This is a genomic window from Pontibacter sp. HSC-36F09 (genome assembly GCF_024171605.1).
In the GTDB taxonomy this organism is placed as follows: Bacteria; Bacteroidota; Bacteroidia; order Cytophagales; family Hymenobacteraceae; genus Pontibacter.
This window is the reverse complement of sequence record NZ_JALKAA010000003.1, coordinates 549,387-573,079: the sequence shown is the minus strand read 5'-3', so window position 1 is coordinate 573,079 and position 23,693 is coordinate 549,387. Positions and strand designations below refer to the sequence as shown.

At 50.9% G+C, this 23,693-nt stretch carries 22 protein-coding genes; 16 read left to right on the top strand and 6 right to left on the bottom strand.

What is annotated here, in order from left to right; genetic code table 11:
* The first annotated feature begins 85 nt into the window (after positions 1-85).
* The 3 genes from topA (at position 86) to L1278_RS12395 (ending at position 6,431) form a co-directional block, all read left to right on the top strand.
* The gene (topA, locus tag L1278_RS12405; RefSeq protein WP_253404759.1) at positions 86-2,485 is read left to right on the top strand and encodes a type I DNA topoisomerase; all 2,400 of its coding nucleotides are present in this window, start codon (positions 86-88) and stop codon (positions 2,483-2,485) included.
* A 166-nt stretch (positions 2,486-2,651) separates the two neighbouring features.
* A complete protein-coding gene (locus L1278_RS12400) occupies positions 2,652-3,350 on the top strand; it encodes an NAD-dependent deacylase (protein ID WP_253404756.1) in 699 nt (232 codons plus the stop codon).
* Between the two features lie 297 nt (positions 3,351-3,647).
* Entirely contained in the window at positions 3,648-6,431 is a 2,784-nt protein-coding gene (locus L1278_RS12395) for an outer membrane beta-barrel protein (protein WP_253404754.1), read from the top strand.
* Between the two features lie 92 nt (positions 6,432-6,523).
* On the opposite strand, the gene L1278_RS12390 is transcribed toward L1278_RS12395, so the two are convergent.
* Positions 6,524-7,603 carry an o-succinylbenzoate synthase gene (locus L1278_RS12390; RefSeq protein WP_253404752.1) on the bottom strand — a complete coding sequence of 360 codons (1,080 nt, stop codon included), beginning with the start codon at positions 7,601-7,603 and terminating at the stop codon, positions 6,524-6,526.
* A gap of 140 nt (positions 7,604-7,743) precedes the next feature.
* Between L1278_RS12390 and egtB the strand changes: the two genes are divergently transcribed.
* The 4 genes from egtB to L1278_RS12370 all read left to right on the top strand — a co-directional run bounded on the left by egtB (position 7,744) and on the right by L1278_RS12370 (position 12,238).
* Entirely contained in the window at positions 7,744-9,009 is a 1,266-nt protein-coding gene (gene egtB, locus L1278_RS12385) for an ergothioneine biosynthesis protein EgtB (RefSeq protein ID WP_253404750.1), read from the top strand.
* A 4-nt stretch (positions 9,010-9,013) separates the two neighbouring features.
* Positions 9,014-10,021, top strand: coding sequence for an L-histidine N(alpha)-methyltransferase (egtD, locus tag L1278_RS12380; RefSeq protein ID WP_253404748.1), 1,008 nt, complete (start codon positions 9,014-9,016; stop codon positions 10,019-10,021).
* Between the two features lie 216 nt (positions 10,022-10,237).
* The gene (locus L1278_RS12375) at positions 10,238-11,578 is read left to right on the top strand and encodes an MATE family efflux transporter (protein ID WP_253404739.1); all 1,341 of its coding nucleotides are present in this window, start codon (positions 10,238-10,240) and stop codon (positions 11,576-11,578) included.
* A 72-nt stretch (positions 11,579-11,650) separates the two neighbouring features.
* Positions 11,651-12,238, top strand: a complete 588-nt coding sequence (locus tag L1278_RS12370; protein ID WP_253404737.1) for a DUF922 domain-containing protein — start codon at positions 11,651-11,653, stop codon at positions 12,236-12,238.
* 69 nt (positions 12,239-12,307) lie between these two features.
* Here the strand turns inward: L1278_RS12370 and L1278_RS12365 are convergent, their stop codons facing one another.
* Complete coding sequence (locus tag L1278_RS12365; RefSeq protein WP_253404735.1) at positions 12,308-13,852, bottom strand: FAD-dependent oxidoreductase; 1,545 nt, start codon at positions 13,850-13,852, stop codon at positions 12,308-12,310.
* Positions 13,853-14,033: 181 nt separating this feature from the next.
* Between L1278_RS12365 and L1278_RS12360 the strand changes: the two genes are divergently transcribed.
* Positions 14,034-14,390 (top strand): tRNA-binding protein, encoded by a 357-nt coding sequence (locus L1278_RS12360; protein ID WP_253404733.1) that lies wholly within the window; start codon positions 14,034-14,036, stop codon positions 14,388-14,390.
* A 1-nt stretch (position 14,391) separates the two neighbouring features.
* On the opposite strand, the gene L1278_RS12355 is transcribed toward L1278_RS12360, so the two are convergent.
* Positions 14,392-14,802, bottom strand: coding sequence for a DUF4296 domain-containing protein (locus tag L1278_RS12355; protein ID WP_253404731.1), 411 nt, complete (start codon positions 14,800-14,802; stop codon positions 14,392-14,394).
* A gap of 59 nt (positions 14,803-14,861) precedes the next feature.
* Between L1278_RS12355 and L1278_RS12350 the strand changes: the two genes are divergently transcribed.
* The 7 genes from L1278_RS12350 (at position 14,862) to L1278_RS12320 (ending at position 20,470) form a co-directional block, all read left to right on the top strand.
* Positions 14,862-15,743 (top strand): DUF58 domain-containing protein, encoded by an 882-nt coding sequence (locus tag L1278_RS12350; protein WP_253404729.1) that lies wholly within the window; start codon positions 14,862-14,864, stop codon positions 15,741-15,743.
* A 22-nt stretch (positions 15,744-15,765) separates the two neighbouring features.
* Positions 15,766-16,647, top strand: coding sequence for a hypothetical protein (locus L1278_RS12345; protein WP_253404726.1), 882 nt, complete (start codon positions 15,766-15,768; stop codon positions 16,645-16,647).
* A gap of 1 nt (position 16,648) precedes the next feature.
* Positions 16,649-17,680: a VWA domain-containing protein gene (locus tag L1278_RS12340; RefSeq protein ID WP_253404724.1), complete on the top strand. Its 1,032-nt coding sequence runs from the start codon at positions 16,649-16,651 to the stop codon at positions 17,678-17,680.
* A 143-nt stretch (positions 17,681-17,823) separates the two neighbouring features.
* Entirely contained in the window at positions 17,824-18,510 is a 687-nt protein-coding gene (locus L1278_RS12335; protein WP_253404722.1) for a YggS family pyridoxal phosphate-dependent enzyme, read from the top strand.
* 42 nt (positions 18,511-18,552) lie between these two features.
* Positions 18,553-19,008 (top strand): DUF2750 domain-containing protein, encoded by a 456-nt coding sequence (locus L1278_RS12330; RefSeq protein WP_253404720.1) that lies wholly within the window; start codon positions 18,553-18,555, stop codon positions 19,006-19,008.
* A gap of 110 nt (positions 19,009-19,118) precedes the next feature.
* Positions 19,119-20,036, top strand: coding sequence for a glycerophosphodiester phosphodiesterase (locus tag L1278_RS12325; protein ID WP_253404718.1), 918 nt, complete (start codon positions 19,119-19,121; stop codon positions 20,034-20,036).
* 56 nt (positions 20,037-20,092) lie between these two features.
* Entirely contained in the window at positions 20,093-20,470 is a 378-nt protein-coding gene (locus L1278_RS12320; RefSeq protein ID WP_371927351.1) for a DUF423 domain-containing protein, read from the top strand.
* Between the two features lie 77 nt (positions 20,471-20,547).
* Here the strand turns inward: L1278_RS12320 and L1278_RS12315 are convergent, their stop codons facing one another.
* The 3 genes from L1278_RS12315 to L1278_RS12305 form a co-directional block, all read right to left on the bottom strand.
* The gene (locus L1278_RS12315; RefSeq protein ID WP_253404716.1) at positions 20,548-20,994 is read right to left on the bottom strand and encodes a DUF1573 domain-containing protein; all 447 of its coding nucleotides are present in this window, start codon (positions 20,992-20,994) and stop codon (positions 20,548-20,550) included.
* 79 nt (positions 20,995-21,073) lie between these two features.
* Entirely contained in the window at positions 21,074-22,480 is a 1,407-nt protein-coding gene (locus tag L1278_RS12310) for an ATP-dependent RecD-like DNA helicase (RefSeq protein WP_253404715.1), read from the bottom strand.
* 188 nt (positions 22,481-22,668) lie between these two features.
* On the bottom strand, positions 22,669-23,118 hold the full coding sequence (locus tag L1278_RS12305) for a PaaI family thioesterase (protein ID WP_253404713.1): 450 nt from the start codon (positions 23,116-23,118) through the stop codon (positions 22,669-22,671).
* 37 nt (positions 23,119-23,155) lie between these two features.
* Here L1278_RS12305 and L1278_RS12300 point away from each other — a divergent pair, with 37 nt between their 5' ends.
* Entirely contained in the window at positions 23,156-23,644 is a 489-nt protein-coding gene (locus L1278_RS12300; protein ID WP_253404711.1) for an NUDIX hydrolase, read from the top strand.
* Positions 23,645-23,693 lie beyond the last annotated feature (49 nt).

Genomic DNA, 23,693 nt, shown 5'->3' with positions numbered 1-23,693 from the left:
ATGTTATCAATTTCAGGTTGTATATGTTTGAAAAAAAATTTGAACTTTGGGCAAAATTCAAACGAATTGCCCCTAATTATAAAGGATGATAAAAAATTTAGTCATAGTCGAGTCACCGGCCAAGGCCAAAACGATTGAAGGATACCTGGGAAAAGATTTTGTGGTGAAATCGAGTTTCGGCCATGTGCGGGACCTGCCTAAAGACAACAACGCCATCGATATCAAAAATAAGTTTAAACCGACTTATGTGATCTCGAGCGACAAAAAGGAAATAGTATCGCAATTAAAGAAACTGGCAAAGGAAGCTGAAACAGTGTGGCTCGCATCGGACGACGACCGGGAAGGAGAAGCCATTTCGTGGCACCTGACCGAAGCCCTCGACCTGAACGTAGCCAAAACTCGCCGCATTGTTTTCCGGGAGATTACCAAAAACGCTATCCTGAATGCCATCAGTTCTCCTCGTGGCATCGACATGGACCTGGTGAACGCGCAACAAGCCCGTCGTGTGCTCGATCGCCTGGTGGGTTTTGAGCTTTCGCCGGTTCTCTGGAAGAAGATCAAAACCGGTCTTTCCGCCGGTCGTGTGCAGTCAGTGGCTGTGCGACTGGTGGTGGAGCGCGAGCGTGAGATTGAGAAATTCAACGCCGAACCGACTTTCCGGATCACAGCCCAGTTTGATGTGCAGGGCAAGACCCTGGAAGCCGAACTGCCTACAAAATTCAAGACGGAAGAAGAAGCGCAGGCATTTTTGCAGCGTTGCATCGGAGCAAGCTATACCATTGGCAACCTCGAGACCAAACCGCTCAAGCGTAGCCCCGCTCCTCCTTTTACCACTTCTACCCTGCAGCAGGAGGCCAGCCGCAAGCTGTACTTCTCTGTAGCTCAGACCATGACGGTGGCGCAGCGCCTGTACGAGGCCGGTAAAATATCCTATATGCGTACGGACTCCCTGAACCTTTCCGAGGAAGCAATACAGGGTGCCTCCAACGCGATACGCGATTCTTTCGGGGAGAAGTTTGTGAAGACCCGCCGCTTTAAAACCAAATCATCGGGAGCACAGGAAGCCCACGAGGCCATTCGCCCAACCGACTTCTCGCAACTGACTGCCAGCAGCGACCGCAACGAACAGCGCCTTTATGAGCTGATCTGGAAGCGAGCGATTGCCTCCCAAATGGCGGATGCTGAAATAGAGAAAACAACCGCGACCATTGATATATCGACGCAGCCAGAGAAACTGGTGGCCACCGGCGAAGTGATCAAGTTTGAAGGATTCCTGAAGGTATACATCGAATCGAGGGATGATGAAGAAGGCGGTGACGAGGATGTGAAAGGAATGTTGCCGCCGCTGAGCATTGGCCAGACGCTTGGCTTGCGCCAGATGCAGGCGACACAGCGCTACTCCCGCCCTGCCCCAAGGTATACCGAGGCAAGCCTGGTGAAGAAACTGGAAGAAATGGGCATCGGCAGACCATCTACCTACGCCCCTACCATTTCGACGATCCAGAAGCGAGGGTACGTAGAGAAAGACAGCCGCGAGGGCAAAGAGCGTAAATTCAACGTGTTGACCATGAAAAGCGACCAGATCACAGCCCAGACCAAAACCGAGATCACGGGTGCGGAGAAAAACAAACTCTTCCCGACGGATACGGCTATGGTGGTGAACGATTTCCTGGTAGAGCACTTCCCCAATGTGATTGACTACTCTTTCACGGCCCGCGTAGAGGCAGAGTTTGACGAGATCGCACAGGGGCAGCAGGAATGGGAACAGATGATGGAGAATTTCTATGGGAAATTCCATGAGCGCATCGAAAACAGCGAGAATATCAACCGTGCCGATGTTTCCGGGGCGCGTGAGATAGGAATAGACCCCGTATCTGGCCAGCAGATCATCGCTAAGCTGGGTCGTTTTGGGCCTTATGTGCAGTTAGGTGAGGAAAACCCTGAAACCGGTGAGAAGCCGGTATACGCCAGTTTGCGCAAAGGCCAGTTCCTCGAAAGCCTGACACTGGAGGATGCGCTGGACTTGTTTAAACTGCCTCGCATTGTCGGTGTATATGAAGAGAAGGAAATGAAGGCTGCCATCGGGCGCTTCGGCCCTTACATCAGCCATGCCAGCAAGTTTTACTCGCTGCCTAAAACGATGGACCCGATGACGGTAACGGCTGAGGAGGCGATTGCTCTGATCGAAGCCAAACGTAAGGCAGATGCAGAAAAGCTGATCAAATCATTCCCTGAGAATCCGGAAGTGCAGGTGCTCAACGGCAGATATGGCCCCTACATCGTGGTGGGCAAGAAAAACGTGAAGATCCCGAAAGGCAAGGAGCCGGCGGAGCTGACCCTGCAGGAATGTTTGGATCTGGCGGAGCAGACCCCGGAGAAAAAAGGCCGCGGTGGCTTCAAGAAAAAGACGGAAACCGCTACAGCCGAGAAGAAACCGGCTGCAAAAAAGGCTCCGGCAAAAAAAGCAGCGCCGAAAAAGAAATAATTAAAAAGAAGCCGCTCCAAACCGAGCGGCTTCTTTCTGTTATGCCCGCAGGTATAGGCCTACAACAGGTATAGGTATAGGCATCATCAACTTCGTGCATTGCGTTTAGCGGATTAAACCTGCTCGGGGCGTAGCCAGTAAATAAGCACAGAACAATCATCTACAAATGGGGAAGAAAAAACTCGTGGTGCTCTCAGGAGCAGGTATAAGCTCAGAAAGCGGCATTGCCACTTTCCGCGATGCGAACGGCCTTTGGGAAGGGCACGATGTTATGGAAGTGGCCTCTCCGCAGGGATGGCGCAAAAACCCGGAACTCGTGCTGGACTTTTACAACCAGCGCCGCAAAAACGCGCACAGCGTGCAGCCCAATGCCGGACACAGGATCCTAGCGGAGTTGGAGCAGGACTTCGATGTCAAGATCATCACGCAAAACGTGGACGATCTGCACGAGCAAGCGGGCTCTACCGACGTCATCCACCTGCACGGGAAACTATTTGAAAGCCGCAGTACGCTTGATCCAAGATTAATATACCCGATAGAAGGCTGGCAGCTGAACCTGGGCGATAAATGCGAACGTGGGTCACAGCTGAGACCCAACATTGTCTGGTTTGGAGAGCCCGTGCCCATGATGGAGAAGGCGATGGAGGATACCATGAGTGCTGACATTTTTCTGGTAGTAGGAACCTCACTGGTTGTATACCCCGCTGCCGGACTGGTGGACCTGGTGCCTGACGAAGCACCAGTTCTGGTTGTTGACCCAAACCTCCCCTATGTGCGCCCGCGGCCTAATCTGCACCTGTTCGAAGAGAAGGCCAGCACAGGTATGGACAAAGTTAAAACACTACTTCTGGAAAGGTATCTGTAAGGCTATACCTCCTAACTAAAGTCTGTTAGTACAAAGCCAACTCAAACTCATTACTCCCTTTTATATCGTGACTGAACGGCCTGCACTCAGCCATAGAGCCGTTTTACGCTGCCAGTAGCCTATCCAGCGTGTATCGGAGTATTCCCAGAAAATATTTTTGATGGGTGGTTAAACCTTTACGGCTGCCACCTGCTCTAAGGGGTTCAGGAAAGGCAAGGAAGCACTTTTCAGAAGGCTCAGTATTACCCTGATTAAAGCGATACATTAAAGTCCAAAACTACTACACTACTACTTAGAATGAGGAAGTTATTCTCTCTGCTGATCATGCTGATTGGCTTTTCACAAGTTTACGCACAAACCGTATCCGGCACAGTGCAGAGCGCTACAGACAAAAGCGGTTTGCCGGGCGCCAGCGTGGTGATGAAACGTGTCGCCAGCGAGGCGATTCTAACCACTTCGACCGATGTGCAAGGTGCCTTCCGCTTTGAGCGGGTGCCTTCCGGAAATTATACCCTAGAAATTCGTTACCTGGGTTACGACCTGCTTTCCAGACCTGTTCAGGTAGCGCAGGCGCCTGTTAACCTGGGCGTATTGAGCATGCAGGAGCAGAACACCCGTCTGGGTGAAGTGCAAATTATCGGTCGCGCGCCACTCGGTGAGCAAAAGGGTGACACTTCACAGTTTAACGCCAAAGCTTTTAAAACAGCTCCGGATGCAAGCGCGGAAGATCTGGTAACTAAAATGCCAGGCGTACAGATACAGGACGGCCGTATTCAGGCGCAGGGCGAGGAAGTGCGCCAGGTCATGATCGATGGCAAACGCTATACCGGCGAAGACGTGACTTCTGCCATGCGCAATATCTCCTCTGATATGATTGAGAATGTGCAGGTATTTGACGCGCAAAGCGATCAGGCTGCTTTCAGCGGCTTTGAAGATGGCAACCGACTGAAGACGATCAATTTTATTACCCGTAAAGATCGTCGCCAGGGCTATACCGGCAAGATCTCGGCAGGTTACGGCACCGACGAGCGCTACATGGCAGGTGCAGCCATCAACTACTTTAACAACGATCGCCGCATCACGGTAACAGGCCTGACCAACAACATCAACATGTTCGACTTCTCTATCGGCGAAACACCGGGCGGTGGCATGCGCGGCCGTAGAGGCGGTTGGGGCGGCGGCACCCCGACAGGTATTATCAACACGAACAACTTCGGTGTGAACTACCAGGACAAGTGGGGTAAAAAGATGGATGTGAGCGCCAACTACAACTATACCAACCGCGACATCGTCAACGATCAGTACCGTTTCCGCGACTTCGTATCAGACGAAGCAGGGCTGCAGTACACCGAAGACTCGAACAACAGAGACCGTGAGGACGGGCACCGTCTGAACATGCGCCTGCAATACAACATCAACGAAAACAACCGCCTGCTCGTAACGCCAAGCCTCCGACTTCAGAATGACGAGAGCTTCACAGGAAGAAACGCCCAAACCTTTGACTTAAACGGGACGCTGTCAGAGTCTCTGAACCGAGCCAGCTCAGACAATACCACATTTAGCTTCAACAACAACATCCTGTACTCCAAGCGATTCGGTGACTCTGGCCGCATCCTGACGACGAACTTCAACACCAGCATTAACAATGTAGAGGGTGATGGTTTCCAGTATGAGCAAACTCAAAACTTTGAGAACTCTGACAACAACGTACTGCGCGACCAGTTCATCCGCCTGGACCGTAAGAACTTCAGCTGGTCAGGTAGCACCAACTACTCGCAGCGCCTGGGTGAGAAATCACGCTGGCAGTTGGAGTACAGCATCGGTAACCAGATGCGCGACTCAGATCGCAGAACCTACGACTATGTAGAGACCGCCGGTGAATATGCCAATTTTAACATGCCGCTGAGCAGCTCATTCAAGAGTGACTACCTCTCGCAAAGCGTGGGCCCAAGCTACCAGTACCGTAACGACAAAGCCAGATTGCAGGTAAACGCCCGTTACGAGTACGCCACACTCGACACGGACAGCCAGTTCCCGGTTGACCTGAGCCCGCTGAAGCGTACCTTCAGTAACTTCCTGCCGTCTGCAGAATATGAGTTTAAGTTTTCTCAATCACAGAACCTGACGCTCAACCTGAGAACCAACACCAACGCTCCTTCTGTGGAGCAGTTGCAGGAAGTACTCGATATCTCTAACCCGCTGCAGGCTCGTATCGGTAACGCAGATCTGGAGCAGGATTACCAGACTCGTTTTAACGCGCGCTACCGTAACTTCAATGCCGAAACCAACCGCGTGTTCTTTATTGGTATGTTCGGTACCATGACCAACAACTACGTAGCCAACAGTGTATACACAACCAGTGCACCGGAAGGTATAGCCGAAGGATATGAGTTCCGTCCGGGTGCCCGCCTGAGCCGCCCTGAGAACATGGACGGTTACTACAACGTGCGCTCATTCTTCAACTACGGACAGCCGCTTAACTTCATCAGCTCAAACTTTAACGTGAACGGCTCTGTGGGATATTCCAGAATACCAGGAAAGATTGATGGGGAGGTGAACTACGCTAACAACACTAACCTTGGTGCCGGCTTCAACATCAGCAGCAATATCAGCGAGAAGATAGACTTTACAGTGTCTACTTTCTCCAGCTACAACATCGTGAATAACACACTGCGCACGACCCAGAACAACAACTTCTTCAACCAGAACACGAGCGTTCGCTACAACTGGATCCTTTGGAAAGACCTGGTATACCGCACGGAACTGAACCACCAGTATAATTCTGGTCTGTCAGCCGGCGTGGACAACAGCTTCCTGCTCTGGAACATGAGCCTCGGCAAGAAGATATTCAAGGATAAGCAAGGTGAGATTAGCCTGAGCGTGAATGACCTGATGAACCAGAACGTGAGCATTCGCCGCAACATCACAGAATCTTATGTGGAAGACGTGCAGTCAACTGTATTGCAGCGCTTCTTCATGCTGACGTTCTCTTACAACATCCGCAGCTTTAAAGGTGCTCCGACACCTGAGGAGAACATGCAGCGTGGTCCGGGAATGCACCGTGGTCGTCCGGGTATGTAATTATTGAAATGATTCCTTATATCAGAAAAGGCCTGCAAGATTTGCAGGCCTTTTTGGTTTTGGGTAAGTATAGGTATAGGTATAGGTATAGCTTATGCCTGTTCCGGCAGTTGACCCCAGATGCCGTCGCTATACCATAACCAGCCCTTGTTAATTTGCAACGGAGAGGCGATGTTGTTGTGGTAAAGCTGTCCGGTGCCGAGCCCTTGCGGCATGTGAATGTCATAATTAGCCGTGAACTGGCTGATCGCGTTTAGCCCGATATTCGATTCAAGTGCCGAAGTCATCCACCAGCCAATTTTTCGTTGCTCTGCCAGCTTAATCCAGTCCGCACTCGCTTGAAGTCCTCCTACCAGTGTGGGTTTCAGGATGATGTATTGCGGCTTTATAAAATTTAACATGTCCACCTGCTGTGTCGCTTCCTGCACGCCGATCAGTTCTTCGTCCAGGGCAATAGGTATAGGCGTATAAGCACAGAGTTGCTGCATCTGCTCGGGTTGTCCTTGCCGGATGGGTTGTTCAATGGAATGCAGGCTATACCTGGCCAGACGTTCCAGTTTACGTAAAGCTTCATCGGGAGCGAAGGCTCCGTTGGCGTCTACCCGGATGGTCAGGTCTTCAGGCCCAGCCACTTCCCGGATCCGTTGCAATAGTTCGAGCTCAGTGGCAAAATCCAGGCTGCCAATTTTCAACTTCAGACAGGTATAGCCTTCTGCCAGTTTCTTCCTGATCTGCTCCTGCATAAAGTCCTTCTCTCCCATCCAGATCAAGCCGTTGATCGGTATACCTGCCTTGCCTAGACTGAAGTCGTTTTTGTAAAGGATTTTACGGCCTCCCCGCTGCAGGTCCAGCAGCGCCGTTTCAAGCGCAAACCGGATAGCGGGCCAGTCGCGCAGATCCTCAGAATTTAGCAACTGCAGCAAATCGTCTGGTGTAAATAAATTCTCATTTACTTCTTTTTCAAACTGCTTGAGTTTCGCTTCCAGATCAGGTCGTGCGTCAATGCTCAGGCCCTGAAGCGGCGCACACTCCCCTATACCTGTTAGCTTCTGATCCTCAGAATCGCAAAGCTGAAGGTAGTATACCTGGTGCGTGCGCATGGCCCCGCGCGAGGTGCGGGCATCGAATTTGAACTGAAGCTGATGAGGCGTAACGGACAATTGTAAAGGCATAATGGCGTAAAATTAGGCTTTCCAAATTCGGCTTATCGAAAACAAAGTACGTAGAAAAAGAGTTAACACGACAGTCACAAGCACATTAAAGCTTCCAATAACACCTACTTCTCTACCATTTTGCCAACCAGCGCATCCCCATGACAACGATAACTGCCTCCATCAGCCAGACCATACTTGAGCGATTTAACCAGATTAGGGCACAGACTGAAAAAATCTGTTCTCCGCTGGAGCCAGAAGACACGGTAGTGCAGCCGATGATCGATGTGAGCCCTCCAAAATGGCATATGGCGCATACGACCTGGTTTTTTGAACAATTTGTGCTCGGGCCATACCTGAAAAAATACCGGGTGTTTCATCCTAGCTATGCCTTTCTGTTCAACTCTTACTACAATACGGTAGGAAACCGCGTGCAGCGGGCAGAACGAAGCACCCTCACCCGACCTCCGCTCCGGGATATTTACGCCTACCGCCGCCATGTGAACGAAAACATGGGTGAGTTACTGCAAACCGTGAGCGATGATCAACTAGAAGAGCTGTTGCCCGTGCTGGAGCTTGGTTTGCAGCATGAACAGCAACACCAGGAGCTACTCATTACGGATATCAAATACATCCTGAGCACCAATCCGCTTTTACCGGCCTATACCAAAACAAGTAAATCACTGAAAACTGAGGATCCGGGGAAACCTGAATTCCTGGAGGTACCCGGCGGCATTTACCGCATTGGTTTTCAAGGAGAAGGATTTTGTTTCGACAATGAGCTGGGCGTACACGTCGTGCTGCTTTCGGACTTCAGTATCATGAACCGCCTGGTGACAAATGCTGAATACCTGGCTTTTATGCAGGACGACGGGTATAGCGATTTTCGGTTTTGGCTGGACGAAGGCCTGGCTATGGTAAGAAAAGACAATCTGAAAGCTCCCTTGTACTGGCTGGAGCAGGACGGTGACTGGTTCCAGTATACATTACATGGACTCGAAAAACTGGATTTTCACAAACCAGTCAGCCACATCAGCTTTTACGAAGCACAGGCCTTTGCCGCCTGGTCAGGCAAGCGGCTCCTGACCGAGTTTGAGTGGGAAGCCGCTACACAGGTATACCCGCCCGCTTCGGGCAACTTTCAGGAATCAGGATTGTTCGAACCCAAAGCAGCTGTGCAAAACAAAGGTATGCAGCAACTCTACGGCGATGCCTGGGAATGGACCTACAGCGCCTATCACCCTTATCCCAGCTTTACAACTGCTGCCGGTGCATTGGGCGAGTACAATGGGAAGTTCATGATCAACCAGATGGTGTTGCGTGGCGGTTCCTGCGCTACTCCCGAAAACCACATCAGAACCACCTACCGCAATTTCTTTCATCCTGACAAACGCTGGCAGTTCACCGGAATTCGACTGGCACAATAAAACTATGCTATTACAAACAACGCCTAATACACTGATTGACCTCTCTCGCAAAACCGACGGTAGCCAGGATCGTGCTGCTTTTGCCAACGATGTGGCAGATGGCCTGAGCCAAAACCCGAAGCAATTATCATCCCGCTACTTTTACGATGCCACCGGAAGCAGGCTTTTCCAGCAGATCATGGCCTTGCCGGAGTACTACCTGACGCGCGCCGAGTATAGCCTGATGCAGCAGCACCGATCGGACATGGTCAGCACTTTTGCAGCCGGTGGTTTTTTTCATCTGGTCGATCTGGGTGCCGGAGATGCTATGAAAACGAAACTGCTGCTATCCGAATTGGTAAAGCAGGAAAAACCCTTCAATTACGTCCCTGTGGACATTTCGGGGTCAGCGATGCAGGAACTGAGCAAAGACCTGCGACAAACACATCCGGATCTGCTCATACAGACAGTCGTAGCGGAATATATCACGGGTCTGCAATGGCTCCAACAGCACCTGCCTGAGAGAAAAGTAGTGCTGTTTCTGGGTTCGAACATTGGCAATTTTGAGCGGGACGAGGGTCTGGAATTTATCCGCCAGATCAGACGGCACCTTAAACCAGGTGACCTGTTTCTGCTAGGGGTGGACTTAGCCAAAGATCCGGCTACCATTCTGGCAGCCTACAACGACGCAAGCGGTGTAACGGCTGCCTTTAATCTGAACTTACTGGAACGCATCAACCGGGAATTGGGCGGCAATTTTGACCTGGATGCTTTCAAACACTTTGCGCTATACGACCCACAATTGGGCGTGATGAAGAGCTTTTTAGTAAGTCAGCGCGAGCAGGAGGTATACCTGGAAGCTACCCAGAAGCGGTATACCTTTGCTGCCTGGGAGGCCATCCATACGGAGAGCTCGCACAAATATACTCTGCAACAGGCCACCGAAATGGGCCGCTCAGCTGGCTTTGAATTCGTCACGTCCTACCTTGACGAAGAGGGTGGCTTTGCGGACATGCTTTTTAAAGCTATCTAACCTGCTTGGATCGACCTAATCATCCTATGAATACGAAAAAGATCATTTTGACTGCTGCCCTGGTGCTGCTCCCGATACCGGCGAAAGCCATTCTAGCAAAGCTACGTGGTATAAAAAAAGCCACTTGAGCAGATCGATATAACTGACTAATGCAACTGGACTTGTGCTAGGGAAAGGAAAAAAGGCTAATTTTGCAGTCCTTTTTCCTTTCCCTTTATGATATCATTAGAATACCGAGACCACTTCCGAAAGAATTTCCTGCTGGCATACCCTGTGGTGCTCAGTCAGTTGGGGCACATTATGGTGAGTGTGGTTGACAGTATGATGGTGGGTCAGATCGGTACTATACCTTTGGCCGCTGCTTCGCTGGGCAACAGTATTTTCACGATCACGATGGTGTTCGGGCTCGGAGTTTCGTACAGCATCACGCCTCTGATCGCTGCAGCCGACGGCCGACGAAATTATACCCGCATCTCCCTGCTCTTACTCAACGGTTTGTTTTCCAACCTGCTGCTTGGGGTCATTCTGTTCATAGCCGGGTACTTTCTGTCACCATACATTACCTGGCTCGACCAGCCGGAAGAAGTAGTCAGGCAAGCTATACCTTACGTCAATATCCTGTTCCTGTCGATGGTGCCACTGATGTTGTTTCAGGGGTTCCGGCAGTTTGCTGAGGGGCTTTCGCTCACCAAGCAGGCCATGTACATCTCCATCATTGCCAATGGACTCAACGTGGTGCTCAACTACATCCTGATCTACGGTAAACTTGGGTTTGAACCGATGGGACTGGTTGGTGCAGGTTGGGCTACGTTGATCTCGCGTGTCATCATGGCCTTGATGATGGGGGGCTATGTGCTTTACGGCAAGCGTTTTGCTGCCTTTCACCGCTTCCTTACCTTCCGGCACCTTTCATTTGTGCACGTGTACCACATCTTCCGACTGGGATTGCCCATCTCCGGACAAATGGTGTTTGAAATGGGTGCCTTCAGTTTCTCGGCCATCATGATCGGGTGGCTGGGCGCACGCGAACTGGCCGCACATCAGATCGCCATTAACGTGGCATCAGTCACTTACATGATGGCCAGCGGCATTGCGGCGGCGGCTACCATTCGGGTGGGCAACCAGAAGGGCCTTGGTAACTTCAGAGCTATGCAGGTAGCCGGCAATAGCAGTTTTATGATGGGTGTGCTTTTCATGATTCTGAGCGGACTGCTTATGATAGCCGGAAAAAATTTTATACCTTCCCTATACCTGGACGATCCGATGGTGATCGAGCTGGCCTCTACCCTCCTCATTATTGCCGCCCTGTTCCAGATTTCGGATGGTGTACAGGTGGTGGGACTGGGAGCATTGCGAGGCCTTGAGGATGTGCGTATACCTGGACTTATCTCCCTGATTGCCTACTGGGTGATTGGCCTGCCGGTAGGGTACATACTCTGCTTTAAGCTGGGCTTCGGGGTGCACGGTGTCTGGACTGGCCTGCTGGTCGGTTTGTCAGTAGCCGCTATATTACTATTCTGGCGCTTTAAAATGCTAAGCAGTAGGCTTAGTAAATAAAATAATGCAATAGTGGCACCTATTTACACGTGACCGTGTTGCCCCGATAGAGACTTTTTAAACTTTTAGCCGATGTTTATCATTACTCTACTCCTTAGCCTACTGGTGGGCTTGCTATTGCCATATCCCACCCCAGCCGGTTCGCCGGCGACCGTTATTCATGTTCCGAACTCAGCCAGTCACACCGTTTCTAATACGGAACAACTGGCCTGGTCTGCAGAGCGGAGATTAAACTGGGAAGACTTCAGAGGGATACCTGAATCGACTAACCCGCACCATGCCCTCACGGCTGCCAACCTGGCCGTGGACGCACGCTGCAAAGACAATATGTTTTACTACGAGGTGAAGTGCGTGTTTCTTCCGGGAGAGTCCTGGTCGAAGAACAAGAAGTCGGAGAAGCTGCTGGCACACGAGCAACTACATTTTGACCTCACGGAGGTGCATGCCCGTATGCTGCGCCGGGAATTGAAGGAACTTGGAATGTCTTGTGGCAACCTAAAGACAAACCTTAACAACACGGTCGGTAACGCATTCAAAGCCTGGAAAGCTGAGCAAGATCAATTCGATAAATTGTCCCGCCATGGGCTGGATGCACAGGCTCAGCAAGATTGGGATGAGCGGATAACACAACGCCTGCAGGAATTGGACTCCTGGAAATAAGACAAAAATCAAAAGCCCTGCTTTACGACATCGCAAAGCAGGGCTTTTGATTTTAAGTTTTTAAGCAGGTTATTCTTCAACCGGACCCAGGTCTTTGGAAGCCGGACCCGTAATTACCTTTCCGAAAGGATCAAAGCGGGAGCCGTGGCAGGGACAATCCCAAGAACTTTCCACTTCGTTCCAATGCACCACGCAGCCCATGTGCGTACACACTGCCGAGCATTGGTGCCGCACACCATCTTGGTCGCAGTAAACTGCTACTTTGCTCATGCCTTTACGCATGATTTTGCCCGTTCCCGGCATCACTTCCATCGGATCTTTCACCTCACCGGGTGTCACGAAATCCTTGAACTGAGCGGCCACGTTGATGTTCTCCTTTAGGAACTCACCTACCGATTGAGTGTTCTTACGGCTCGGATCATAGAGCTTTTCCCACGGATTTGGCCTTCCCTGTATCAGATCGGTAATCAACATACCGGCAATAGTGCTGTTTGTCATGCCATGGCCCGAGTCGCCGGTGGCGATGTACACATTCTCAGAATCACCCGGATTACGTCCTATGAAACCAAGGCCGTCGACAGGTTCCAGCACCTGGCCTGACCAACGGTAGACCACTTCTTTGGCCATCGGGAAATGCTTGCGCGTCCAGCGCTCAAGGGCCTCAAATCGCTCACTCAGGTGATCGCCCTGTCCTGTCTTGTGGTCCTCCCCTCCCACAATCAGCAGGTCGAGGTCCTCTGCATTCTCACCGCCTGTTTTGCCTTTCATCAACCGCACGTAGTGGTAAGGATCTTCCATGTCCCAGTAAAGCGCATCCGGCACTTCGCCCTGCCGTACCGCAAGCCCGATGGCGTAGGTGCGGTAAGGGGCCTGTTTTGTGTGCATCGTCACCATGTCGTTGATCGGCGTGTTCGTTGTCACCACCAAATGGTTAGCTGCCACTGCATGACCTTCTTTTGAAACAGCCGATACAACCGGGCCGGTCTCAAAACGCTCAACCTTGGTTTTAGTGAAGATACGGCCACCTGCTTTGATAAAGGCGTTAGCCAGAGCAGAAAGGTATTTCAAAACGTGAAAGTGCGCCTGGTTGGGGTATTGCAGACAAGGGAACTCCGTCAGCGTACTCAGCGGGCTGCGTTTGCGAAGCACCACATCAAGCCAACCGATTTTCTGCAGCGCCTCTAATTCCTTCATCAGGTCATCTTGTTGCTTGTTGTCCGTGGCGAACAGATAGCCGTCTACACGGGCAAAATCGCAGTCAATTTTTTCATCCTTTATGATCTCTTCGATCTTGTCGATTGCCTTTCCATGGCTTTGGGCAGCCAGGCGCGCGCCATCCTCCCCGTGCAGGCGAATCAGTTCGTCGAACCGCTCATCCAGCGCATTGGACAGGTGGGCCGTCGTGCGGCTTGTTTCGCCACCGCCTATTTCTTTGGCCTCCAGCAACACAACATCGCGCCCTTCTTTTGCCAACAGGTAGGCCGTGGTAACTCCTGCTATACCTGCCCCAACAATGCAGACATCACATCGGATATTGTCCTGTAGGGGACTGGTCACAGGCATCGATATATTCTCCACCCACACGGGTAAACTTGCTCCAGATTCTCTTTTCATAGTTTATAGGTTTTGCAATAGCTTCGACAAACTTACACTTTCTGCATTTTTAACAGTAAGAAAGTCAGTTGCCTAGGATACGCGGGTATAAGCCTAATGTTACCCAAGAGGCCAACAGGAGGGCTTAACGAACTTAATTTAAAGGAGATTCCTTAACTTGGGCGTGAAAAACATACAGACAATGCATACACCCGAAGAAGCCATGCCGACCATTTCATGGCAACATTTTGAACAAACAGATATACGAGTGGGCACTATCGTAGAAGCCACAGAATTTCCGGAAGCGCGCAGACCGGCTTATAAACTGCTCATCAACCTGGGTCCACTGGGTTTGAAAAGATCAAGCGCGCAGATCACGAAGCACTATACCTTGGAAGATCTACCCGGAAAGCAGGTGCTGTGTGTGACCAACCTGGGCAACAAACAAATCGGAAAATATATGTCGGAGGTGCTGGTGACAGGTTTTGCCGACGAGAACGGAGATATAGTGCTGGCGCAACCGGCCGGCCCCGTGCCGAATGGCAGCAAGCTGATTTAGGCTAATAAGCCTGCTGCATACCTTCCAGTATAGGCACCGGCGGTTGCCTTGGAGCTACGCCCGTTGTATCGGTGGCGCGCAGTTTGGCCTCGCGAACGCTCAGCGTATCCAGAATAATCTCATAGAGTTTATCCATCTGTGTAAGGTTGCTCAGGTAGTAGCGGTAGGTCTTGCGAAAGTCTTCCTGTGTAACACCATGCTCCGCCAGGATCTGCTGCTGCTCTTTGTTGAAGACCATCAGTGCTGTATCCGGGTACATCACGTGCGTTTCGATGCGCGATTCAGCGATATGCACATCCGCCAGAATCTGCACCATCTTTTGTTCTGGCAATAAGTCAGCAGGTCGCTTTTCAGGACTTTGGCCGCAGCCAGCCAGTACGGCAAAGGAAAGTAGGTATAAAAATCGTTTCACGAATGTAATATTACGGGAATATGTCCTAATTTTAAAATCTGAGGCAAAGCCCCTACCCTATGAAGGAACTTGTTCAAAAGCTGCGCAAGTACGAGATACGCATACGCAAAGCCATCAACACCCAGATGCAGGGCGACTTCCACTCCGTTTTTAAAGGTACGGGGCTGGAGTTTGATGACGTGCGCGCCTACCAGTACGGCGACGACGTGCGCTCAATCGACTGGCACGTATCCGCCAAAGGACAGGGTACCTTCGTGAAAACCTACCGGGAGGAAAAAGAGCAGTCCGTATTTCTGATGCTGGATGTGAGCGCCTCTCAAACTGTGGGAACGGGCCGCCAGCACAAACTAGATGTGGGCAAAGAGATATGCGGCGTACTAAGCCTCGCCGCTGCCCGACAGCAAAGCCAGATAGGTATTATTTGTTTTAGTGATCAGAAAGAGCGCTACATCAAACCTGCCAAAGGGATTGAGCAGGCCTATACCTTGATTAAGGCATTAAAAGAACTGAAGCCTAAATCGGTGAAGACCAACCTCGCCGCCGGCATCAAACTAACACTTGACATCGTCAAGCGCCGCAGCATTATCCTGCTGATCTCCGATTTTATTGATGTGGACTACGAAAGGGAGCTGGCTATGCTGGCCAAGCGCCATGACCTGATCGTGATTCAGCTGCTCGACCTGCGTGAGCGCAACATGCCGAGTCTGGGCATTGTGCCGGTGGTGGATAAAGAAACGGGGAAGACGATCTGGCTCAACACCTCAGGGGCAGAATTTAAGGAGCATTATTTTGCCCAGTATAAACAGAACCAGGACCGCGTGATCAGAATCTGCCAAAAATACCAGGCTAATTACCTGGCCATACAGGCCAACGAAGACTATGTCATGCAGTTGGTGAACCTGTTCCGACTCCGTAACCGAACGTCCAAGAAAAGTGCGTAAAACCCTGATTATATTCTTTTGCATGATTTCCATTGGCACGCAGGCGCAGCTGCTGCTTCCGCCTGCTGGTGGCTTCAGCAAAGACTCGGTATATATCGGGGAGCTCGTGCGCTATACCCTGGTGCACAGGCACCCTGCAGCCCAGGAAGTGATCCTTCCGGACTCCAGCTACAATTTCGCTCCCTTCGAACTGGTGCGACAGGAATACTACCCGACCAACACGCGTGCGGGAATCAGCACGGACAGCACCGTCTATACCTTGCGTACCTTCGAGACAGCGCCTGTGCAGTCGCTAGAACTGCCGGCCATCGTGCTGCAGGGCAAGGATACGCTGCAGGTCGTGTCGCCAAGGCGGTCAGTGGTGTTGCGACAGCTGGTTCAGGACGTCTCTACTCCCCTTAAAATACACACGCAGACCACGTTGGCAAAGGTGGAAGAACGATTCGACTGGCCCATCCTACTACTCTGGATCGTCACGATAGCCGCGTTTATCACGCTGGTGTGGCTGGTGTTCGGGCAAACGATCAAGATTAAATACCAGCTTTACCGCCTTCGTAAAGACCACCTGTACTTCAACTCCAGGTATAACTCCCACGTCGACCGCTTCGTGAAAACGGGTGTGCCCACCAGTATGGAGAAAGCCGTGGCACTTTGGAAGAACTACCTGACCAAATTGGAGCGGAGCGCTATCAACTCTTTCACTACAAAAGAGATAGTGGAGTACTACAACGATGACGAACAGGTGAACGTGGCGCTGCGCCTATGCGATAAAGCCATTTACGGCAACGTTACCGCTGAGCCGGATCAGGAAACAAACCAAGCCCTGAGCATGCTGCGCCGTTTCGCCCGCAGCCGCTATAAAACACATCGTGAAATAACCGGAAATGCAAGGAATAAGCAATGACATGCTAGACTGGTTGAGCCTGGAGTGGTTTAGCCTGAGCACAATGCGCTCCTTTGACTGGGTGTACCCGTTGGTGCTCTATGCCTTGCCGGCTGTGCCTCTCCTGTTTATGATCAAGGGCCTGCTCCGCCTGAAGTCACGCAGCAAACTGGACATGGCCATGTTCGAGGGAACCGTTCACTGGCAATGGTCGAGTCTGCTTCGTTTTGTGCCAGAAGTAGTTTACATGCTGTTTGTGATGCTCGTGTTGCTGGCCTTGGCACGACCGCAGCGAATTAACGAACAGGTAGAGCAAACGTCCGAAGGTATAGACATTGTGCTGGTCATGGACGTATCGGGTTCCATGGAGCTGCAGGACATCAAACCGAGTCGCCTGGAAGCTGCCAAAGAGGTTGCTATCAACTTCATAAACGGCCGTGTAGCCGATCGCATCGGATTGGTGGTTTTTGCCGGCGATGCCTACTCTCTGGCTCCGCTCACTACCGACTACGAACTGCTGCGCGAGAGCATCCGCTCTATTGAAAACGGGATGATCCCGAACGACGGAACGGCTATTGGTAGCGCTTTGGCCGTCGCCATCAACCGTATGCGCGACTCCAATGCGAAGAGTAAAGTAGCTATTCTGATAAGCGATGGTGAGAATACAGCCGGCAGTCTGGATCCGCACATGGCCGCCCGCCTGGCTTATGCGCACCAGATAAAGGTATACACAATCGGGATCGGGAAAGACGGGCTCGTGCCCTACGACGTGGATGCAGATGGCAAAACCTTGTTAGTCGAAACGCAGTTAGACGAAAAAAGCCTGCGTGACATATCCGATACCGGCGAAGGACAGTTCTTCAGAGCCGACTCACGTGACGGTTTGCAGGAGGTTTTCCAGAACATCAACCAGTACGAAAAAACCGAGGTTCGGGAAAAACGCTTCCGTGACACTTACGATTACTACCAGGTATACCTGAAGTGGGCCCTGCTGTTGCTGCTGGTTTGGATGTTACTGAAAAACACCTTCATGACCAATGTGCTGGAAGATTAAGGAGTTAGAAAGTTGAGGAATTAGAGAAAGCCTTTTTGCTATACCTGTAAGCTAAATCTATCAATCAGGTATAGCGGCTAGCTTATACCTATACCCGTTTTTTTAAGAGAGCGGAATTTATTTAGAACACACCACATAAAACTATGTCTGTAATTGCTGATAATATCCGTTTTTTTGATGAGAAGCTGCGCGACACTCCCTGCCGTCTGGTAGCTGTTTCCAAAACGCATTCTCCTGAAATGATCATGGAAGCCTATGATGCCGGGCATCGTATTTTTGGAGAGAACAAAGTGCAGGAGTTGCTGGAAAAACGGGACAAGTTGCCCCACGACATCGCCTGGCACCTGATCGGGCACCTGCAGACAAATAAAGTAAAACAGATCGCTCAGTTCATCGATACTATCCAATCGGTTGACAGTCTGAAACTGCTGGTGGAGATCAACAAAAGAGCCGAGCAGTTTAACCGGACTTTGCCAGTCAACTGCATGCTGCAGTTCGATATTGCCGACGAGGATACCAAGTATGGCATGAGCTATGACGAAGCCGTTGCCCTGCTGCAGAGTGACGAGTACCGCAACATGCACTTTATCCGTATGACGGGTGTAATGGGCATCGCCACCAACACCGATGAACAGGAAAAACTTCGGGGCGAATTTAGAACCCTGAGAGGCTATTTCGAAAAGCTGAAAGAGACATTCTTTGCCGGCAACGACGACTTCAAGGAAATCTCGATGGGCATGACTTCCGATTGGGAACTCGCTGTAGCTGAAGGCAGTACCCTAATTCGCGTTGGCAGCGGCATATTTGGCGCTCGCAATTACAACAAATAATTATACCTTACACCATCCTTTCACACTAAATAAACCTGCACCATGCAAGAGAATACCAACGAGAACATAGAGGCCAATTACAGAAAATTCATCCAAAGCATCGTCGACTCCGAAAGCGTTTGGGGCCTGACTCACGACGAAACCTGGGCTACTTCCAGTTCTGCCGAGTACGAAGACGCAGAGGTGATCCTGTTCTGGTCCGACGCAGCAGGTGCCAAAGCCTGTGCCGAAGATGACTGGAAAGATTACAAGCCGGAATCCATCACGCTGGTCGAGTTTTTGGAGAATTGGTGCGTGGGTATGTACGGTGACCAGCTGCTGCTCGGTTCGGATTGGGATGCCAGCCTGGTAGGCCGCGAAATGGAGCCGCTGGTGGTGGCGCTTGACGTGGTGCACGAACTGAAGCAAAAGGGCAAGACCCTGGAATTCACGCAATACGACAGCCAGGATGAATTTGAAGAGCAGGTAATCGAAGCGCTGGAAGGCGAAGACGAGTAAGCTGAAGCAGAAACAGGCCGAAGGGCAGGTATAAGAATTAACGATTTCTTAACGGGTATAAGGTATAGCCTTGCCTGCCGATTCGCCTACTTTGCTGTCAAAAGATTTGCATGCTCAAAAACCTGCTTTTTGCCCCTTTCCTATACCTGCTAAGCTCCTGCATTATGCCAGCACAACAAGGCGCTATACCTGACAGCAAAGTCCGCCACCTGCCCGCTTTCGATCTGGAAGGCCACCGCGGCGCCCGCGGACTGATGCCTGAGAATACCATCCCGGCCATGATCCGGGCACTTGACCTGGGAGTGACCACCCTCGAGATGGACACGCACATCACCAAAGACAAACAGGTGGTTTTGTCCCATGACCCGTACATCAATCACGAGCACGACCTTCTGCCCGATGGCAACGAAATACCGGCTGCTGACAAGCATAAGTATGTGCTCTACCAGATGGATTATGCAACCATCAGGACTTTCGATGCGGGTTCTAAATTCTATGAAAAATTTCCGCACCAAGAGAAACTGCCTACACACAAACCCCTCCTCTCCGACCTGATCGACTCGGTACAGGTATACCTGCAGCAGAATGACCTTCCGCAGGTATATTACAACATCGAAACAAAATCAAAACCAAGCGGCGACAGCAAGCTGCACCCCGCGCCGGAGGAGTTTGTGAACCTGCTGATGGATGTGATAGAGGAGAAAGGTATAGCCGAATGGGTCATCATCCAGTCGTTTGATGTGCGCACGCTGCAGGTCCTGCATAAACGATACCCGCATATGAAAACTTCCCTGCTGGTTGAAAACGTGAAAGGACTGAACAAGAACCTGGAGGCACTGGGCTTTATACCTGATATCTACAGCCCTTATTATAAACTGATTACTCCAAAGCTGATCAAAGATTGTCATGCACAAGGTATGAAGGTTGTTCCCTGGACCATCAACGAGTTGCAGGAGATGCAGCGGTTAAAAGAGATGGGCGTAGACGGCCTGATCTCTGATTACCCGAACTTGTACCGGGAATTATGAAATGCTGGATTAATGTCGGAAATTAGCGTCTGATTCAACCAAACTATTCTCAAACCGTGACTCAAAAAGCCATACTCCTGATAGCCAGTGCCCTTGGCGCACTTAGTGTGATGATCGGCGCCTTCGGGGCGCATGCGCTGGCTCCTTTGCTGCGTGCCACTAACCGTGTCGAGACCTTTGAGACGGCTGTGAAATACCAGATGTACCATACCCTGGCGCTGCTGGCGGTTGGGTTGCTGCTGTTCAAAGTGGAACATCCGGCCCTGCAGGTTGCCGCCTGGGCTTTCCTGATCGGCATCCTCATTTTCTCCGGCTCGCTCTATACCTTGGTACTGACAGGCGTGACCTGGTTGGGTGCCATCACGCCACTCGGTGGTACGGCCTTGATCGTGGGCTGGGCTGCTCTGTTCTATGCTATTTTGAAAGCGCTTTAAGGTATAGAAAATCAATAAAACAGAAAGGCTCCCGACAGATAACCGGGAGCCTTTCTGTTTTAGGAAGGTATAGCAACTTACTGCGCTTTAGCGGCAGAAGTTGTTTTCTCTTTGATATTGGTCACGATGTAAACGTAGGTTGGTTCGCCTGTGTTAGAATGGATCGTAATAGCTTTCTTCTGCTGGCCCATACGGCCGGCGCTGTTATACTTTGCTTTTACGAAACCGGTCTTGCCCGGCATTACTGCTTCTTTGGTCCAGTCAGGTGACGTACAGCCGCAGGTTACGTCCACGCGGTCAATGATGAGCGGCTGAGTGCCTGTGTTTGTGAAAGTGAAGGTATGCTCCACCACATCGCCCTGCGTGATCTCACCGAAATTATGCTCGGTCGACTCAAAAGAGATGGCAGGACCTGATTTGGCTTGTGCCTGCGGAGCCGCGGATTGCTTTGCAGGGCCTTGCTGCGCTACGGCACCACCGGCTACCAGTGCTGCCATTGCAAAAGACAGGATTAACTTTTTCATACGTATAAAGGGTTTAGCTATTGCTGTTACGATTTGTCTGTTGTTAAGTTCTAACGTTTTGGCAGACCATCCAAATATATCAGTCAACCAATAGTTGCTTGCTAAAGTTCAGCAGGTATAGCTCTTCCGACGAACGGGTGAGCGCCGTATAAAGCCAGCGGGCAAATTCCTCGTTCACCATATCATCCTTCAAAAAACCCTGGTCCACAAACACGGCTTTCCACTGACCACCCTGTGCTTTATGACAGGTCAGGGCATAGGCAAACTTTACCTGCAATGCGTTCAGGTAAGGGTTCTGCTTCATTTCTTTGGAGCGCTCCCGCTTGTTTTTGATGTCCGCGTAATCCTGCAGCACCGCATCATATAGTTTCTTATTCTGGTCAGCGGGTAAGGCCGGTGCATCAGTGTACAAAGTATCAAGCATGATCTTCACTTCCAGCTCTCCTTCCTCCGGATAGTCGACAAAACGTACACGCACATCGGCAAAGCGAAGGTCGTACATGTCCTCATACCGGATGATCTTAGTAATCTCCACAAAGTCACCGTTGGCCATAAAGCCGATGTTAGACTCTTTTGGCAGCCAGAAATAGTTGTTGCGCACGATCATCAGGTAATCTCCTACGCCTATCTCATCCTCAGAGAAAAAGATCTGCCGCCGGATGTGCTGGTTGTACAGGTTGGCTGATTTGTTAGATCGGCAGATCACGATAGAATTCTCGACCCCGAACTTATCATACGCGTAGCGCAGGCCGTCCTCGAGCTTTTCGCCCGTCATGCGGTAAATGTCGCGCCAGCCTTTGGTATGCAGTTTTATCTCAGGCTTGTCGCTTAGCAGTTGGTCACGCAGCTGCGTAGCATTCATCAATATTCCCGAGGCCTCTGCCTGACGCATGACCTGGCGCAGTTCCAGTTCGTGTACCTGGCATCGGAAGTTCTGCTTTAAGTAATCTGCATTAAGTGCCGGGCTCAGTGCCTGGTTAACCGGGGGCAACTGGGCCGTATCACCTATCAGCAGCAGTTTGTTACTCTTGTTCTCAAACACGTAGCCCATCAGGTCCCGCAGCAAACCATTCTGCCCAAAGCCACTGTCATCTGAGATCATGGAGGACTCGTCTACAATGTAAAAGGTTTTATCCGCTTTGTTGGGCATGCGGGTGAAAGCCAGTCCTTCGGAATAAGGATTAGCCGTTTGCCGGTATATCTTTTTGTGGATGGTAAACGCTTTGCGGCCGCTGTATGAGGCCATCACCTTAGCAGCACGGCCTGTAGGGGCCAGCAGCACATACTTATATCCGAAGGTGCGGAGAATCTTAACCAGCGAGGTAACGACCGTGGTCTTGCCTGTACCGGCATAGCCTTTGAGCAGGAACACCGATTTTTCGGCTTCGGTGTCCATTATGAATTCGTCAAGCCTGGCAAAAAGCCGTGCTTGGTCCTGGGTAGGCTCAAACGGAAAACTTGTTCTAAGTGCCTCTACTGGACGCATGAGTTAAATTATTGAGTGAATTAGTGATTGAGTGGATGAGTGAAATTGGCTGGTTTGAAAATTTAAATTTGTTGACTTAGCAGGGGGTATTCTCGTGAAGATTAGTTTTTGAATGCGAATAATATTCTGCCTGGCTTCTTCTGCTCAAGCAACCTACTATCTGGTCAACCCTTAAACTTCCAAACTCTCTAACCCCTCAACTCCTCGGGGGCGATATTGGCCATAGAGGCGCTGGCTTTGGCGATCATGAGCGGCTCTTGGCCTCCTTTTACCACGTATACCTCGGCCTCGCAGAAATTAAGTTTGCGCCCCTGCTTTAGCACGTAGCCTTTAGCGAGTAGCTTCTCGCCCACTCCCGGATGGAAGTAGGACACTTTGATCTCGGCCGTTACCACATGGTGGCCCTTCGGCACCAGGCTCACGGCAGCAAAGCCGGCCACAATATCGGCCAGCGTTGCAATAACGCCGCCGTGCGCGAAGCCTTTGTGCTGCTTGTGCTTCTGCTCCAACAGCATTTCGCCCTCTACCCTGCCCACTTCTATTTTGGTTACTTCAAAGCCCATGAGCTTCATAAACTCCTGCCGCTCCAGCTTTTCTTTTATATCTGCCCGAAAATCGGGGTTGTAGGTCTGTATCATTTCGTAAATTTACCACCTATACCCCGCTAACGCAAACATGAACACACTAAACCCCAATGCCGCCGCCTATGCCGGTAAAGTAAGGCTGCGCGTGTGCGGCATTTGCCTGCAGGACGATAAACTCTTGCTCGTGCGCCACCAGCCAACGCTCAACAATGTCGCTTTCTGGGCGCCGCCCGGTGGCGGACTGCAGTATGGTGAAACCGTTGAAGCTTGTTTGGTGCGGGAAGTGCTGGAAGAAACCGGCTTGCGGACAAAGGTAAAGCGCTTCCTGTTTGTCAATGAATTTCTGGAGGAGCCGCTTCAGGCCGTTGAGCTATTTTTTGAGCTGGAGCTAACCGGTGGGGAGCTGATGACAGGTATAGATCCTGAAGCGGGTGCCGATCAACAGCTGATCGAAGAGGTTGCTTTTCTGAGTCTGAACGAAATCCGGCAGATTCCTTTGGCAGATAAACACCGTATACTCCATTACCTTTTTTCGCTGGACGATCTGTTCGGATTGCCACATCACTTTGTGCAGAGATGATCATTTTACTATATTTTTAGTATACTTGCATAGCACAATATAGCATTAC

Coding starts and splice junctions, on each gene's coding strand:
- topA (WP_253404759.1), top strand. CDS start 86: ATGATAAAAAATTTAGTCATAGTCGAGTCACCGGCCAAGGCCAAAACG.
- L1278_RS12400 (WP_253404756.1), top strand. CDS start 2,652: ATGGGGAAGAAAAAACTCGTGGTGCTCTCAGGAGCAGGTATAAGCTCA.
- L1278_RS12395 (WP_253404754.1), top strand. CDS start 3,648: ATGAGGAAGTTATTCTCTCTGCTGATCATGCTGATTGGCTTTTCACAA.
- L1278_RS12390 (WP_253404752.1), bottom strand. CDS start 7,603: ATGCCTTTACAATTGTCCGTTACGCCTCATCAGCTTCAGTTCAAATTC.
- egtB (WP_253404750.1), top strand. CDS start 7,744: ATGACAACGATAACTGCCTCCATCAGCCAGACCATACTTGAGCGATTT.
- egtD (WP_253404748.1), top strand. CDS start 9,014: ATGCTATTACAAACAACGCCTAATACACTGATTGACCTCTCTCGCAAA.
- L1278_RS12375 (WP_253404739.1), top strand. CDS start 10,238: ATGATATCATTAGAATACCGAGACCACTTCCGAAAGAATTTCCTGCTG.
- L1278_RS12370 (WP_253404737.1), top strand. CDS start 11,651: ATGTTTATCATTACTCTACTCCTTAGCCTACTGGTGGGCTTGCTATTG.
- L1278_RS12365 (WP_253404735.1), bottom strand. CDS start 13,852: ATGAAAAGAGAATCTGGAGCAAGTTTACCCGTGTGGGTGGAGAATATA.
- L1278_RS12360 (WP_253404733.1), top strand. CDS start 14,034: ATGCATACACCCGAAGAAGCCATGCCGACCATTTCATGGCAACATTTT.
- L1278_RS12350 (WP_253404729.1), top strand. CDS start 14,862: ATGAAGGAACTTGTTCAAAAGCTGCGCAAGTACGAGATACGCATACGC.
- L1278_RS12345 (WP_253404726.1), top strand. CDS start 15,766: ATGATTTCCATTGGCACGCAGGCGCAGCTGCTGCTTCCGCCTGCTGGT.
- L1278_RS12340 (WP_253404724.1), top strand. CDS start 16,649: ATGCTAGACTGGTTGAGCCTGGAGTGGTTTAGCCTGAGCACAATGCGC.
- L1278_RS12335 (WP_253404722.1), top strand. CDS start 17,824: ATGTCTGTAATTGCTGATAATATCCGTTTTTTTGATGAGAAGCTGCGC.
- L1278_RS12330 (WP_253404720.1), top strand. CDS start 18,553: ATGCAAGAGAATACCAACGAGAACATAGAGGCCAATTACAGAAAATTC.
- L1278_RS12325 (WP_253404718.1), top strand. CDS start 19,119: ATGCTCAAAAACCTGCTTTTTGCCCCTTTCCTATACCTGCTAAGCTCC.
- L1278_RS12315 (WP_253404716.1), bottom strand. CDS start 20,994: ATGAAAAAGTTAATCCTGTCTTTTGCAATGGCAGCACTGGTAGCCGGT.
- L1278_RS12310 (WP_253404715.1), bottom strand. CDS start 22,480: ATGCGTCCAGTAGAGGCACTTAGAACAAGTTTTCCGTTTGAGCCTACC.
- L1278_RS12305 (WP_253404713.1), bottom strand. CDS start 23,118: ATGATACAGACCTACAACCCCGATTTTCGGGCAGATATAAAAGAAAAG.
- L1278_RS12300 (WP_253404711.1), top strand. CDS start 23,156: ATGAACACACTAAACCCCAATGCCGCCGCCTATGCCGGTAAAGTAAGG.